General features: G+C 73.8%; 15 protein-coding genes. 11 read left to right on the plus strand and 4 right to left on the minus strand.

Annotation, left to right across the window (positions count from 1 at the left end):
- The first annotated feature begins 144 nt into the window (after window positions 1–144).
- From EJA20_RS12345 to nucS, 11 genes are all read left to right on the plus strand, one after another.
- Window positions 145–630: a Cg1360 family ATP-synthase-associated protein gene (locus EJA20_RS12345; RefSeq protein WP_240675458.1), complete on the plus strand. Its 486-nt coding sequence runs from the start codon at window positions 145–147 to the stop codon at window positions 628–630.
- Window positions 631–768: 138 nt separating this feature from the next.
- The gene (gene atpB / locus EJA20_RS12350) at window positions 769–1,647 is read left to right on the plus strand and encodes a F0F1 ATP synthase subunit A (protein WP_338068823.1); all 879 of its coding nucleotides are present in this window, start codon (window positions 769–771) and stop codon (window positions 1,645–1,647) included.
- Between the two features lie 142 nt (window positions 1,648–1,789).
- Window positions 1,790–2,020, plus strand: a complete 231-nt coding sequence (atpE, locus tag EJA20_RS12355) for an ATP synthase F0 subunit C (protein ID WP_090035051.1) — start codon at window positions 1,790–1,792, stop codon at window positions 2,018–2,020.
- A complete protein-coding gene (locus EJA20_RS12360) occupies window positions 2,017–2,607 on the plus strand; it encodes a F0F1 ATP synthase subunit B (RefSeq protein ID WP_129338453.1) in 591 nt (196 codons plus the stop codon). Before atpE ends, EJA20_RS12360 begins: the two co-directional genes overlap by 4 nt.
- Window positions 2,607–3,419, plus strand: a complete 813-nt coding sequence (locus EJA20_RS12365) for a F0F1 ATP synthase subunit delta (RefSeq protein WP_129338454.1) — start codon at window positions 2,607–2,609, stop codon at window positions 3,417–3,419. The genes EJA20_RS12360 and EJA20_RS12365 overlap by 1 nt, the downstream gene beginning before the upstream one ends.
- Before the next feature lie 91 nt (window positions 3,420–3,510).
- Entirely contained in the window at window positions 3,511–5,088 is a 1,578-nt protein-coding gene (gene atpA, locus EJA20_RS12370) for a F0F1 ATP synthase subunit alpha (RefSeq protein WP_129338455.1), read from the plus strand.
- 1 nt (window position 5,089) lies between these two features.
- Window positions 5,090–5,980 carry a F0F1 ATP synthase subunit gamma gene (locus EJA20_RS12375; protein ID WP_129338456.1) on the plus strand — a complete coding sequence of 297 codons (891 nt, stop codon included), beginning with the start codon at window positions 5,090–5,092 and terminating at the stop codon, window positions 5,978–5,980.
- 75 nt (window positions 5,981–6,055) lie between these two features.
- Window positions 6,056–7,537 carry a F0F1 ATP synthase subunit beta gene (gene atpD, locus EJA20_RS12380; protein ID WP_129338457.1) on the plus strand — a complete coding sequence of 494 codons (1,482 nt, stop codon included), beginning with the start codon at window positions 6,056–6,058 and terminating at the stop codon, window positions 7,535–7,537.
- Between the two features lie 121 nt (window positions 7,538–7,658).
- A complete protein-coding gene (locus tag EJA20_RS12385; protein ID WP_129338458.1) occupies window positions 7,659–7,937 on the plus strand; it encodes a F0F1 ATP synthase subunit epsilon in 279 nt (92 codons plus the stop codon).
- 28 nt (window positions 7,938–7,965) lie between these two features.
- On the plus strand, window positions 7,966–8,376 hold the full coding sequence (locus tag EJA20_RS12390; RefSeq protein ID WP_129338459.1) for a DUF2550 family protein: 411 nt from the start codon (window positions 7,966–7,968) through the stop codon (window positions 8,374–8,376).
- A gap of 99 nt (window positions 8,377–8,475) precedes the next feature.
- The gene (gene nucS / locus EJA20_RS12395) at window positions 8,476–9,171 is read left to right on the plus strand and encodes an endonuclease NucS (protein ID WP_129338478.1); all 696 of its coding nucleotides are present in this window, start codon (window positions 8,476–8,478) and stop codon (window positions 9,169–9,171) included.
- 61 nt (window positions 9,172–9,232) lie between these two features.
- Here nucS and EJA20_RS12400 read toward each other — a convergent pair whose 3' ends face one another.
- Genes EJA20_RS12400 through EJA20_RS12415 form a run of 4 tightly spaced genes read right to left on the minus strand, consistent with a single transcriptional unit; the run spans window position 9,233 to window position 13,531 of the window.
- On the minus strand, window positions 9,233–10,267 hold the full coding sequence (locus EJA20_RS12400) for a LacI family DNA-binding transcriptional regulator (protein WP_129338460.1): 1,035 nt from the start codon (window positions 10,265–10,267) through the stop codon (window positions 9,233–9,235).
- Between the two features lie 39 nt (window positions 10,268–10,306).
- On the minus strand, window positions 10,307–11,206 hold the full coding sequence (locus EJA20_RS12405) for a carbohydrate ABC transporter permease (RefSeq protein WP_129338461.1): 900 nt from the start codon (window positions 11,204–11,206) through the stop codon (window positions 10,307–10,309).
- Window positions 11,203–12,171 (minus strand): carbohydrate ABC transporter permease, encoded by a 969-nt coding sequence (locus tag EJA20_RS12410; protein WP_129338462.1) that lies wholly within the window; start codon window positions 12,169–12,171, stop codon window positions 11,203–11,205. The genes EJA20_RS12405 and EJA20_RS12410 overlap by 4 nt, the downstream gene beginning before the upstream one ends.
- Before the next feature lie 58 nt (window positions 12,172–12,229).
- Window positions 12,230–13,531 carry an ABC transporter substrate-binding protein gene (locus EJA20_RS12415; protein ID WP_129338463.1) on the minus strand — a complete coding sequence of 434 codons (1,302 nt, stop codon included), beginning with the start codon at window positions 13,529–13,531 and terminating at the stop codon, window positions 12,230–12,232.
- Between the last annotated feature and the right edge of the window lie 141 nt (window positions 13,532–13,672).

The following is a 13,672-nucleotide window of genomic DNA, read 5'->3' on the forward strand; positions in this document are numbered from 1 at the left end:
CGTCGCGCCCGCCCGCACGCCGGCCGCCGGCCCCCGCACCCCCGAGGCCCCCCGGGCCGCCGACCGCACCACCCCCCACGCCACCGACCGCGCGCCGGGCACCGCCGACGAGGCCGCCCGCACCGCCACGAGGGAGACGACGCCATGACCACCCCCGCCCCCCAGGCCCCGCCCCCCGACGGCACCGGTGCCGGGCCGGCCGGCCGCCCCGCCGCCGCGGACCGCTCCGCCGCCGAGGTCGAGGCGGTCTTCCGGCTCGCGCTGCGCGACGTGCTCGTGCTGCTGGCGGCCCTCGCCGTCCTCGGCGTCGGCATCGGCTGGCTGGTCGAGGGCGTGCCCGGGGTGTGGGGTGCTCTCCTCGGCGTGGGCCTCGCCCTCGTCTTCTCCGGGACCACGGTCGTGTCGATGCTACGGACCTCCCGCGCCACGCCGCAGGCGATGGCCGGCGTCGTCATGGGCGCCTGGCTCGTCAAGGTCGTCGTCGTCGTCGCGGCCCTCGCCGTGCTCAGCGGCATGGACTTCTACAGCCGACCGGTGCTCGCCGCCGTCCTGGCGCTGGGCGTCGTGGGGTCCGCGGTCCTCGACTACCGGGCGGTGCAGCGGGCCCGGCTGCCGTACGTCAGCGCCTGACACGGGGCCGCGCACTACCACGGGCCCCGGGGCCGGGACGCCGCCCACGGGGCCCCCCGGTGTGGTGTTCACCCCTCGCGCGCACCGCCGTCGGGGTCCCGGCCATGGGTTAGGCTCATCGCGTCCTCGACGGCCCGGGTGCCGACCGGCGTGGCCTGCGCTGATGCTCGCCCGCCCACCCCAGACCCCAGGAGTTGCGACCTGTCCAGCACCGCGACCGCCGCCCTGACGCTCGCCGCGGAGGAGGGTGAGGGCTTCCACGCGCCCACGCTCGCCGACTTCTTCCCCGGGCCCATCTTCGGCGACGGCACCCTCGTCGAGTTCAACCGGATCATGCTGGTCCGGGTCATCGCCGCCGTCCTGCTCGTCGCGGTGATGGCCTTCGCCGCCAGCCGCGCGCGGCTCGTGCCGGGCCGTGGCCAGAACGTCGTCGAGGTCCTGCTGGACTTCGTCCGCGTGAACGTCGCGGAGGAGATCCTCGGGCGCAAGGAGGCGGCGCGCTTCGTGCCGCTGCTGACCGCGATCTTCTTCGCGATCCTCGCCTTCAACATCACGGGCGTCATCCCCGGCCTCAACATCGCCGGGACGTCCGTGATCGGCCTGCCGATCGTGTTCGCGGTCATCATGTACGTCGTCTACCTGCGCGCGGGCATCCAGCGGCAGGGCCTGGGCGGGTTCCTCAGGACGAACCTCTTCCCGGCGGGCGTGCCGGCCCCCATGTACGTGCTGCTCACGCCGATCGAGTTCCTCACGGTCTTCGTGCTGCGCCCCGCGACGCTGGCCATCCGGCTCGTCGCCAACATGATCGCCGGCCACCTCATGCTCGTCCTGTGCTTCGCGGCGACGAACTACTTCATCCTCGAGGCGGCCCCCGCCCTCAAGGCGTTCGGCGCGGTGACCTTCGTCGCCGGCCTCGCGATCACGCTCTTCGAGGTGTTCATCGCGGCGCTGCAGGCCTACATCTTCGTGGTGCTCAGCGCCGTGTACATCAACCTCTCCATCGAGACCGAGCACTGACCCGCGCACCCACCCGAGCACGGGTCCGCGCCTGGTCGCGGAGCACCACCCGGGGGACCTCGGACCCCCACCCAGCACGAGTGCCCGGCCGGCCGGCCGGGCACCCAACGGAAGGAACGAGCACACCGTGGCAGACACCAGCATGATCCTCGCGGCGGCCGACGCCGTCTCCGGCAACATCGCCACCGTCGGCTACGGCCTCGCGGTGATCGGTCCGGGTATCGGCCTGGGCATCCTCATCGGCAAGACGATCGAGGGCATGGCCCGCCAGCCCGAGGTCGCCGGCCAGCTCCGCACCACGATGTTCATCGGCATCGGCTTCGTCGAGGTGCTCGGCCTGCTCGGCCTCATCACCGGGTTCCTCTTCCAGTGAGCGCGGCCGCGATCCCCGCGGCCCTCGTGACGGCCGCGGCGGAGACCCACGAGGAGCAGAGCGTCCTCATCCCCGCCGGCTACGACCTGTTCTGGTCGGCGGTCGTGACCGCCGTCATCCTCGCGGTCTTCCTCAAGTACGTCATGCCGCGCTTCACGCGGGTGCTCGACGAGCGCACGGAGAAGATCCAGGGCGGCATCGAGCGCGCGGAGCGCGTGCAGGCCGAGGCCGCCGCGGCCAAGGGCGAGCTCGACCGCGAGCTCGCGGCGGCGCGCACGGAGGCGGGGCGCCTGCGTGAGGAGGCCCGTGCCGAGGGCACGGCGATCGTCGCCGAGGCGCGCCAGCACGCCCAGGAGGAGGCCGCCCGCATCGTCGAGACGGCCCACCGCCAGGTCGAGGCCGAGCGCCGGGCGGCGGCGGTCTCGCTGCGCGCCGACGTCGGCGCGCTGGCCACCCAGCTCGCGGAGAAGATCGTCGGCGAGGCGCTGACGGACGAGGGCCTGCGCTCCCGTGTCGTCGACCGCTTCCTCGACGACCTCGACGCGTCCACGGAGCCCGCCGTCCCGGCGGAGACGAAGGGGTACTGATGCGCGGCACGAGCCTGGCCTCCCTGGCCGCGGCGGAGACGGCCGTCGGGCCGGTCGTCGCGGCGGCGGGGGCCGATGCGGCGACGCTGGGGGCCGAGCTGTTCGCCCTCGTCGACGCGCTCGACGGGTCCGGCTCGCTGCGTCGCACGCTCGCCGACCCCGCCCTGCCGGGCGCGGCGAAGGAGCGGCTCGTCCGCTCCCTCCTCGCGCAGGCGGACCCGCGGACCGTCGACGTGGCGGCGGCGCTCGTGCAGCGACGCTGGTCGGCGGACGCCGACCTCGCCGAGGCGGTCGAGCGGGTCGCGACCCAGGCGCTGCTCACCGCGGCCGAGGTGCGCGGGGAGCTCGCCGAGGTCGAGGACGAGCTGTTCCGCTTCGGACGGGCGCTCCTCGGGCAGCGCGAGGTCCTCGGCATCCTCTCCGACCCGTCCGTCCCGGCCGCGTCGCGGGCGGAGCTCGTCGAGCGGCTGCTCGGCGGGAAGGCGTCCGACGTGACGCTGCAGCTGGCGCGGCGCGCCGCCGCGGCCCCCCGGGGCCGCCGGTACCCGGCGGCGCTGGGCCGGCTGTCGGACCTCGTGGCCGAGCGGCGGCAGCGCTCCGCGGCCGCCGTCACGGTGGCGGTCCCGCTCACCGCGGCGCAGCGGGACCGGCTCGGCGGGCTGCTCGAGCGGGCCCTCGGGCACGCGGTCCAGATCAACGAGATCGTCGACCCCGCCGTGCTCGGCGGCCTGCGCGTCCAGGTGGGCCCGCAGGTGATGGACGCGACGACGCTGGGGCGTCTCGCCGACGCCCGCCGGCGGATGGCCGGCTGACACCCGCCGGCGGCCCGCCGCCCGCACCCCTCGCCGGACCCCGGCACCGTGAACCTCCGCCCGCACGACGGGCGGGACGACAGGAGATGAAATGGCTGAGCTGACGATCCGGCCGGAGGAGATCCGCGCCGCGCTGGACAGCTTCGTGCAGTCCTACGAGCCGAGCGCCGTCGCGGCCGAGGAGGTCGGGCGCGTCGTCCTCGCGGGCGACGGCATCGCGCAGGTCGAGGGCCTGCCAGGCGCCATGGCGAACGAGCTGCTGCGCTTCGAGGACGGCACGCTCGGCCTCGCCCTGAACCTCGACGTCCGCGAGATCGGCGTCGTCGTCCTGGGCGAGTTCACGGGCATCGAGGAGGGCCAGGAGGTCCGCCGCACGGGCGAAGTCCTGTCCGTCGCCGTGGGCGACGGCTACCTCGGCCGGGTCGTCGACCCGCTGGGCAACCCCATCGACGGCCTCGGCGAGGTCGCGACGGAGGGTCGCCGCGCCCTCGAGCTGCAGGCCCCCGGCGTCATGGCCCGCAAGTCGGTCCACGAGCCGCTGCAGACCGGCATCAAGGCCATCGACTCGATGATCCCGATCGGCCGTGGCCAGCGGCAGCTCATCATCGGCGACCGCCAGACGGGCAAGACGGCGATCGCGCTCGACACGATCATCAACCAGAAGGCCAACTGGGAGTCCGGCGACCCCGACAAGCAGGTCCGCTGCATCTACGTCGCCATCGGCCAGAAGGGCTCGACGATCGCCTCCGTGCGCGCGGCGCTCGAGGAGTCCGGCGCGCTGGAGTACACGACGATCGTCGCGGCGCCCGCGTCCGACCCGGCCGGCTTCAAGTACCTCGCGCCCTACACCGGCTCGGCCATCGGCCAGCACTGGATGTACGGCGGCAAGCACGTCCTCATCGTCTTCGACGACCTGTCGAAGCAGGCCGAGGCCTACCGCGCCGTGTCCCTCCTGCTGCGCCGCCCGCCGGGCCGCGAGGCCTACCCGGGTGACGTCTTCTACCTGCACTCCCGTCTGCTGGAGCGCTGCGCGAAGCTCTCCGACGAGCTGGGCGCCGGTTCGATGACGGGGCTGCCCATGATCGAGACGAAGGCCAACGACGTGTCGGCCTACATCCCGACGAACGTCATCTCCATCACCGACGGCCAGATCTTCCTGCAGTCGGACCTCTTCAACGCGGACCAGCGGCCCGCGGTCGACGTCGGCATCTCCGTGTCCCGCGTCGGCGGCGCCGCCCAGGTCAAGGCGATGAAGCAGGTGTCGGGCACGCTGAAGCTCGAGCTCGCGCAGTACCGCTCGCTCGAGGCGTTCGCGATGTTCGCCTCCGACCTGGACGCGGCCTCCCGCGCCCAGCTCACGCGCGGCGCGCGGCTCATGGAGCTGCTGAAGCAGCCCCAGTACTCCCCGTACCCCGTGGAGGACCAGGTCGCGTCCGTGTGGGCCGGCACGAAGGGCAAGCTCGACGACGTGCCCGTGCAGGACGTCCGCCGCTTCGAGTCCGAGCTCATCGACCACCTGCGTCGCAACACGGACGTGCTGACGACGATCGCCACGACGGGCAAGCTCGACGGCGACACGGAGAACGCGCTGTCGGCGGCGGTCGACGAGTTCCGCTCCGGCTTCCTCACCTTCGAGGGTCAGCCGCTCGCCGGGCTGCGGTCCGCCTGAGATGGCAGGACAGCAGCGCGTCTACAAGGCGCGGATCCGCTCGACGCAGTCCCTGAAGAAGATGTTCCGGGCGCAGGAGCTCATCGCCGCCTCGCGGATCGGGAAGGCGCGCGACCGCGTCTCCCACGCCGGGCCGTACGCGCGCGCCGTGACCCGGGCCGCCTCGGCCGTGCAGGCGCACGGCCGGGCGGACCACCGGTTCCTGACGCCGCGCACGGACACGCAGCGCGTCGCGGTGCTCCTCGTCGCCTCCGACCGCGGGATGGCGGGCGCCTACTCGGCCACCGTCATCCGCGAGACGGAGCGTCTGGTCGCGAAGCTGCGCGGCGAGGGCAAGGAGGTCGTGCTGTACCTGGCCGGCCGCCGCGCGGTCGCCTACTACACCTTCCGGCAGCGGGCGGTGGAGCGGTCCTGGACGGGCCAGTCCGACGCCCCGCAGGTCGGGACGGCCGACGAGATCGCGACCGCGCTGCTCGAGGCGTACGAGCGACCGGGGTCGGAGGGCGTCGGCGAGGTGCACGTGGTCTACACGCGCTTCGTCAACATGGTGACCCAGCGGACGACGGTGGAGCGCATGCTGCCCATCGAGCTCGTCGAGGGCGTCGAGGAGCGTGCGCAGGGGCAGGCGCTGCCGCTGTACGAGTACGAGCCCGACCCCGTGACGGTGCTCGACGCGCTGCTGCCGCGGTACGTCCGTGCCCGGCTCTACGCCTGCCTGCTGGAGTCGGCGGCCTCGGAGCTCGCGGCGCGGCAGCGGGCCATGCACACCGCCACGGACAACGCGGAGGACCTCATCCGCACCTACACCCGGCTGGCCAACCAGGCCCGCCAGGGCGAGATCACGCAGGAGATCAGCGAGATCGTGTCGGGCGCCGACGCGCTCGCCTCATGACCTGCTCCCGCACCACCCGCACCCGAGTCACCCCTGCCGGAGCGCCGCTCCGGGACGAGCGAAGCGAGGCCTGAGATGACCGCCACCACCGTCGAGGAGACGTCCTCCGCGTCCGGCACGCCGGGCACGGGGCGCGTCGCCCGCGTGATCGGGCCCGTCGTGGACATCGAGTTCCCGGCGGACCAGATCCCCGAGATCTACAACGCGCTGACGGTCGACATCGACCTGTCGTCGCAGGGCGAGGGGGAGTCGAAGTTCCGGATGACCCTCGAGGTCGCCCAGCACCTGGGCGACAACCTCATCCGCGCCATCGCGCTGAAGCCCACCGACGGGCTGGTCCGCGGCGCCGTCGTCACGGACACGGGCGAGGCGATCTCCGTGCCCGTCGGCGACGTGACGAAGGGCCACGTGTTCAACGTGACCGGCGAGGTGCTCAACCTCCCGCCGGGCGAGCGCCTGGAGATCACGGAGCGCTGGCCGATCCACCGCAAGCCCCCGGCCTTCGACCAGCTCGAGTCGAAGACGACCATGTTCGAGACCGGCATCAAGGTCATCGACCTCCTGACCCCCTACGTGCAGGGCGGGAAGATCGGCCTCTTCGGCGGTGCGGGCGTCGGCAAGACGGTCCTCATCCAGGAGATGATCCAGCGCGTCGCGCAGAACCACGGCGGTGTGTCCGTGTTCGCCGGCGTGGGGGAGCGCACCCGTGAGGGCAACGACCTCATCGTCGAGATGGAGGAGGCGGGCGTCTTCGACAAGACGGCGCTCGTCTTCGGCCAGATGGACGAGCCGCCGGGGACGCGTCTGCGGGTCGCCCTGTCGGCCCTGACGATGGCGGAGTACTTCCGCGACGTGCAGAAGCAGGACGTGCTGCTGTTCATCGACAACATCTTCCGGTTCACGCAGGCCGGCTCCGAGGTGTCGACGCTGCTCGGCCGCATGCCGTCCGCGGTGGGCTACCAGCCCAACCTGGCCGACGAGATGGGCCAGCTCCAGGAGCGCATCACCTCCACCCGCGGTCACTCGATCACCTCGCTGCAGGCGATCTACGTGCCCGCGGACGACTACACCGACCCGGCGCCGGCGACGACGTTCGCCCACCTGGACGCCACGACGGAGCTGTCCCGCGAGATCGCCTCGCGCGGCCTCTACCCCGCCGTGGACCCGCTCACCTCGACGAGCCGCATCCTCGACCCGCGCTACGTGGGCCAGGAGCACTACGACGTGGCGACCCGCGTGAAGTCCATCCTCCAGCGCAACAAGGAGCTCCAGGACATCATCGCGATCCTCGGCGTCGACGAGCTGTCGGAGGAGGACAAGACGGTCGTCGCGCGCGCCCGTCGCATCCAGCAGTTCCTCTCGCAGAACACCTACATGGCGACGAAGTTCACGAACGTCGAGGGCTCGACCGTGCCGCGGTCCGAGACCGTCGAGGCGTTCGGCAAGATCGCCGACGGCGAGTTCGACCACATCGCGGAGCAGGCGTTCTTCAACACCGGCGGCCTCGAGGACCTCGAGCGCAACTGGGCGCGGATCCAGAAGGAGTACGGGGCCTGACCCCGCCGGGCGCGGGGCCGGCACCGTCCGGCCCCGCGCCCCCGGCGTCCCCGCGACGGGGGCGCCGCACGACGCAGCACGACGTCCCGGGCCCGCAGCGGCCCGTCGGTGAGGAGGACCGGTGGCAGAGCTCGAGGTCGACATCGTGGCGACGGACGGGAAGGTCTGGTCGGGCACGGCCCGGCAGGTGACCGCCCCGGCCGCCGACGGCGAGATCGGCGTGCTCGCCGGCCACACGCCGCTGCTGTCCGTGCTGCGTCCGGGCGAGGTCCGCGTGACGCCGGCAGGCGGCGGGGCCCCGGAGCGCTGGACGGTCGAGGGCGGGTTCCTGTCCGTCGACTCCGACCACGTGACCGTGGTCGTCGACGCCGCGACGCCCGTCGCCCCGGCGGCCCGCTGACGCCGGCCGACCCGAGCCCCGCACGTCGGTGACCGACCACCTCCCCCTCGCGCTGGCGCTCGCCGCCCTCGCCCTGCTGCTCGCCCTCGTCCTCACGTGGCGCCGGACCTCCGGCGCGGCCCGCCGGACGGGGGCGTTCGGCTGCGCCGTCGGCCGCACGCCGACGGGCCCGTGGACGGCCGGGTCCGCGGTCTACAGCACCGCCGCCCTCACGTGGACGCCGGGCCTCCTCGGCGTCGGCCGGCAGCGGCTGGTGCTGCCGCGGCGCCGGATGCGGGTGACCGACCGCACGGTCGTCACCGCGCACGGGGTCCAGCTCCTCGTCGTCACGTGCGCGGTGGGGGACCGGACGGTGCTGCTGCGGATGTCGCCCGAGGCCTACGCGGGCCTCACCTCGTGGCTCGAGGCGACCACCACCGGCGTCAACGTCGTCACCTGACGGCGCCGCCGCCCGCACGCCTCGCGCGCCGCCGCGACGTCCCGCCGGGCCCCGGCCCGGTGGCCCCTCCCCGTCCGTCCCGATCCCCGGGTGGTCCCCATGCGTCTCGTCGTCGCCGAGTGCGCCGCCCGGTACACCGGGCGGCTGTCCGCCCAGCTGCCGCGCGCCCGCCGGCTCCTCGTCGTGAAGGCGGACGGGAGCGTCCTGCTGCACAGCGACGGCGGCTCCTACAAGCCCCTGAACTGGATGAGCCCCCCCTGCGCCCTCGCCGAGCGGGCCCCCGACGCCGCGCAGCGCGGCGCCGGCGTCACGGCGGTCTGGACCGTGCAGGCGGCGAAGTCCGACGACCGGCTGGAGATCGAGCTGTACGACGTCCACCACGACTCCGTGCACGAGCTCGGCGTGGACCCCGGGCTGGTCAAGGACGGCGTCGAGGCGCACCTGCAGGTGCTGCTCGCGGAGCAGATCTCCCTGCTCGGGCCGGGGCACGTCCTCGTGCGGCGGGAGTACCCGACCGCCATCGGGCCGGTGGACATCCTCGCGAAGGACCCCACGGGCGGGACGGTCGCGGTGGAGATCAAGCGCCGCGGCGACATCGACGGGGTGGAGCAGCTGACCCGCTACCTCGAGCTGCTCAACCGCGACCCGTTGCTCGCGCCCGTGCGCGGCGTGCTGGCGGCGCAGGAGATCCGGCCGCAGGCGCGGGTGCTCGCCGTCGACCGCGGCATCACGCCGCTGCTCCTGGACCTCGAGGCGATGCGCGGCGTCGACGACGTGGACGCCCGCCTGTTCTGACGCGGGGCCAGGAGGTGCGCCGACCCCGCCGACCCCGGCGACCCCGGCGGCCGCGGGTCGCTCAGCCGGCCGCGGCCCCGGCGGCGCGGACGGCCGGCGGCGGGGCGGCGATCGAGGCCTCGCCGGACAGGTCCACGCCGACGAGCCGCGTCTCCGCCCCGCTCTCCCCGGCGAGCCGCTGCATGACCATCTGGACGGCGATGCGGCCGATGCGCTCCCCGGGCACCTCGATCGTCGACAGCGGCAGGGGCAGGCCCGCGGCGATGTCGGCCGGCGTCACGGCGACGACCGAGACGTCGGCCGGCACGCGCAGCCGGCGCCGGTCGAGACCGGCGAGGACGCCGCCGAGGGCCGCCTCGTTGTGCACGACGAGGCCCGTGGTGCCCGGCTGCTGCTCGAGGACGGCGGTGACGGCGTCGACGCCGCCGGTGAAGGTCGGCTCCGCCGGGACGACCACCCCCTCGACCCCCTCCGCCGCGACCTGCTGGACGAAGCCGTCGCGCATGCGCAGGGCGTAGTTGGCCCGGTGGGCGAGGCGGTCCGCGGACGCGCCGACGAGGGCCACGCGGCGGTGGCCGTGGCCTGCCAGGGCCCGCACCGCCGTGCGGCCGGCAGCCGTGAAGTCGAGGTCGACGCACGCCAGGCCGGAGCTGTCGTCGGGCACGCCGATGAGCACGCTCGGCACGGGCAGGGTCCGCAGCGCGGGCACGCGCACGTCGTCGGCCTCGACGTCCATGACGATGACGGCGTCGGCCGTGGAGCTCGCGGCGATCCGCGCGATGCCGGTGGGGTCGTCCTGGGTGAGGAGCAGGACGTCGTGGTCGTGCCGCCGGGCCTCGGTCACGACGCCGCCGACGAACTGCATGATGATCCCGACGTTGATCCCGGGGCGGAACGGCACGACGAGCGCGATGACGTTGCTGCGGGCCGAGGCCAGCGCGCGCGCGCCGGCGTGGGGCCGGTAGCCCAGGTCCGCGACGGCCCGCTCCACCCGCTCCCGGGTGGGCGCGGAGATCGTGCGCTTGCCCGACAGGACGTAGCTGACCGTCGAGACGGAGACCCCCGCGGCGCGGGCGACGTCACCGATGGTGGGCATGGCAGCACGCTAGCCCGTCGCCGCGGCGCGTCGGGCCCCTCACCCCTTCAGCCCCCCGCTGATGAGGTCCAGCCGCCAGAAGCGCTGCAGGAACAGGAGCATCGCGACGAGCGGCACGATCGACAGGGCGGCGCCGACGATCGCGATGGAGTAGAGCGCCGGCTCGCCGGAGCCCTTCGACAGCAGGGTGTAGAGCCCGACGGTGAGGGGGTAGCGGTCCTGGTCGGACAGCATGATGAACGGCAGGAGGAAGTTGTTCCAGATGCCGACGAACTGGAGCATGAACACCGTCACCATGCCGGGCAGCATCATCGGCAGGGCGATGGAGGTGAAGACGCGGCTCTCGCGGGCCCCGTCGATGCGGGCGGCCTCGATCGTCTCGTCGGGCACGGCGGACAGGGCGTACACGCGGGACAGGTAGATGCCGAACGGGCTGATGACCGACGGCAGCAGCACGGACAGGTGGCTCCCGGCCAGGCCGAGCTCGGCCAGCAGCAGGTACTGCGGGATGGCGAGCGTGATGCCGGGCAGCAGCACGCCGGCGAGGATCGCGTAGAGGAGCACCCGCTGGCCCGCGAAGCGGTACTTCGCGAGCGCGAAGCCGGCCATGACCGAGACGAGCGTGCTCAGCAGGGCGCCGACGCCGGCGTAGAGGGCCGTGTTGAGGACCCACAGCCCGTACTGCCCGTCCCCGTAGGCGAACAGGTCGCGCAGGTTGTCCAGCAGCCCGCTCCCGGGCGCGAACGTGAAGGTGCTGAAGAGCTCGGACCGCGCCTTCGTGGAGGCGACGACGACCCAGACGACCGGGACGAGGCAGTAGAGGGCCCCGAGCGCCAGGACGAGGGTCGGGCCGGTGCGCCCGGTGCGGTGCCGGGCGAGCCGCGGCGGGGCGGACCCCTGCGCGCCGGTGCGGCCGCGGGCCGGTGCGGTGGTGGTCATGACTGCTCCCCGAAGACCCGGCGCTGGCCCAGCCGCAGCAGCGCGATCGACACGACGAGGGTCCCCAGGGCGAGGACCACGGAGGACGCGGCGGCGAGCGGGAGGTCGTCCCGCAGGAACGCGTCGCGGTAGATCTTCATGAGGGGCACGAACGTCCACGAGATCGCGCTCGTCATGGGCTTGAGGGTGGCGGGCTCGCCGTAGACCTGGAGGGTGCCGATGAGGGCGAACAGCCCCGTGAGCACCAGCGCGGGCCCGACGAGGGGCACCTTGATGCGCAGGGCGATCTGCCACTCGGAGGCGCCGTCGAGCCGGGCGGACTCGGAGATCTCGTCGGGGATCCCGCGCAGGGACGTGTAGAGGATGATCATGTTGAAGCCGACGCCGCCCCAGATCGCGATGTTCGCCAGCGACGGGTACAGCAGGGGCACGTCGAGGAACGGGATCGTGACGTCCGCGAGCCGGCGGGTGACCCAGCTGAAGGGGCTCGTCGACGGCAGGTACATGAAGCCCCACAGGAGCGTGGCGATGACGCCGGGCACCGCGTAGGGCAGGAAGATCGCGGTGCGCGAGAACCGCACGAGGCGCGCCCCGCGCATGTCCAGGAGCAGGGCGAACAGCAGCGCGAGGCCGAGCGTGAGCGGCACGGCGATCGCGCCGTAGACGAGCAGCCGCAGCAGGCCGGCGCCGAGCTCGGGGTCGGTCAGGGCGGCGACGTAGTTGTCGGCGCCGACCCACACCTCGCGCCGCCGCCCGAAGGCACCGCCGCCGGTGAGGCGCAGCCCCCGGAAGCTGAGGTAGACCGCGTAGGCGATGGGCACGGCGAGGAACGCGACGTACAGCAGGACCGCCGGCGCCGACAGCACGTAGGGCGCGAGGGTCGGCCGGCGGCGGCGGCGGGGGGCGCCGGCGGGGGCGGCCGTCGCGGCCGACCCGTGCGCGGCGCGCGGGGTGGTGGTGGTCATGCGGCCCTCCGGGGGGTGGGGGAGGCCCGGGCGCGTGGGCGCCCGGGCCCCCCGGCGGTCACTCCTGGACGTCGAAGCCCGTGGTCGTCATGTCCTCGACGACCGTCTCCTGCGTCGTGGCGAGCGCGTCGCGGAACGGGGTGCCGCTGTCGGCCGCGGCCTGCATGGCGTCCTGGAACGCGGAGGAGGCGACGTTGACGTTCGGCCCCCAGCTGATGTCCGGCAGGGTGCTGCCGGCGATCTCGGCGGCGAGCGTCCAGAAGTCCGTCTGCTGCGGCATGAGGACCGGCGGCTCGCTCTGGGTGGCGAGCTCCTGACCCGTCAGGGAGGCGGGGTACTGGCCCGTCTCGATCTGGATCGCGGCCCCCTCCTCGGAGGAGTTGATCCACGCCGCGAACCGGGCCGCCTCGGCGGGGTGCTCCGAGGAGGTCGTCACGACGACGGCGGACCCGCCCTGGAAGGCGACGCGGTCGTCGCCCGCCTCCCACTGCGGCAGCTTCGCGAGCGCCCACTGGCCGGCCATGTCGGGGGCGACCCCGTAGATGACGCCGGGGGCCCACAGGGCGGAGGGCCAGGACAGGATGTTCCCGGCGTTGAGCTGGGCGTTCCACTCCGGGGTCAGCAGGGACTCGACCTTGACGAGGTCGCGGTCGACGAGGTCCTGCCAGTAGTCCGCGACGGCCCGGGAGGGCTCGTCGTCGATCCCGACGGTCCACGTCTCGCCGTCCACGGACCACCACTCGGCCCCGGCCTGCTGCGCCATGCCGGAGAAGAACCCGAACTCGCCCGGGGCGAAGGTCGCCAGGTAGGTGTCGGGGTCGGCCGCGCGGACCGCGGCGGCCGCGTCGGCGAACTCGGCCCACGTGGTCGGCACGGCCACGCCGAGCTCGGCCAGCCGCGCCTCGTTGTAGACGAGGGCCATGGGGCCGACGTCCTGCGGGATGCCGTAGATCGCGTCGTTGAAGGTCGTGAGGCCCCAGACGGCGTCGGTGAAGGCGCCCTTCGTCTCCTCGTCCACCTGCTCGGTGATGTCGGCCGCGACGTCGCCGACGATCATCGCGGGCAGGGTGTTGTACTCGACGACGGCCACGTCGGGCGCCTCGTCGGCGCGCGTGGCGGTGAGCAGCTTGGCCGAGGAGTCCGTGCCGCCGCCGGCGTCGGTGTGCCGCACCTGGACGTCGGGGTTCGCCGCGTTCCAGGCCTCGACGAGCCCGGGCTGCGAGGTGCCCCAGGCCCAGTAGTCCAGGGTGATCGGGCCGTCGCCGTCCGCGGCCTCGTCCCCCGACCCGCTGGAGCACGCCGCCAGGGCGACGCAGGTGAGGGCCGCCGTCGCGACGGCGACGAGCTTCGTGGTCCGCATGTCACATCTCCTTCGACGTGTGCGCCGGCGATCGCCAGGCGAAGCGCTTCGACGCGCTGGGCGCCAGTGTTCGGGCCCCGGCGCTGCGGTGTCAACCCCCTTCAGCAGGGCCTGCGCGCACGGATCGGCGACGAGGCGCCG

Source organism: Cellulomonas endophytica, assembly GCF_004123805.1.
Lineage (GTDB): Bacteria > Actinomycetota > Actinomycetes > Actinomycetales > Cellulomonadaceae > Cellulomonas > Cellulomonas endophytica.

Bases quoted from the DNA above. Each gene is read 5' to 3' on its own strand.
- EJA20_RS12415 (WP_129338463.1), bottom strand. From the start codon at position 13,531: ATGCGGACCACGAAGCTCGTCGCCGTCGCGACGGCGGCCCTCACCTGC.
- atpA (WP_129338455.1), top strand. From the start codon at position 3,511: ATGGCTGAGCTGACGATCCGGCCGGAGGAGATCCGCGCCGCGCTGGAC.
- nucS (WP_129338478.1), top strand. From the start codon at position 8,476: ATGCGTCTCGTCGTCGCCGAGTGCGCCGCCCGGTACACCGGGCGGCTG.
- atpE (WP_090035051.1), top strand. From the start codon at position 1,790: ATGATCCTCGCGGCGGCCGACGCCGTCTCCGGCAACATCGCCACCGTC.
- EJA20_RS12410 (WP_129338462.1), bottom strand. From the start codon at position 12,171: ATGACCACCACCACCCCGCGCGCCGCGCACGGGTCGGCCGCGACGGCC.
- EJA20_RS12365 (WP_129338454.1), top strand. From the start codon at position 2,607: ATGCGCGGCACGAGCCTGGCCTCCCTGGCCGCGGCGGAGACGGCCGTC.
- EJA20_RS12400 (WP_129338460.1), bottom strand. From the start codon at position 10,267: ATGCCCACCATCGGTGACGTCGCCCGCGCCGCGGGGGTCTCCGTCTCG.
- EJA20_RS12405 (WP_129338461.1), bottom strand. From the start codon at position 11,206: ATGACCACCACCGCACCGGCCCGCGGCCGCACCGGCGCGCAGGGGTCC.
- atpD (WP_129338457.1), top strand. From the start codon at position 6,056: ATGACCGCCACCACCGTCGAGGAGACGTCCTCCGCGTCCGGCACGCCG.
- EJA20_RS12375 (WP_129338456.1), top strand. From the start codon at position 5,090: ATGGCAGGACAGCAGCGCGTCTACAAGGCGCGGATCCGCTCGACGCAG.
- EJA20_RS12345 (WP_240675458.1), top strand. From the start codon at position 145: ATGACCACCCCCGCCCCCCAGGCCCCGCCCCCCGACGGCACCGGTGCC.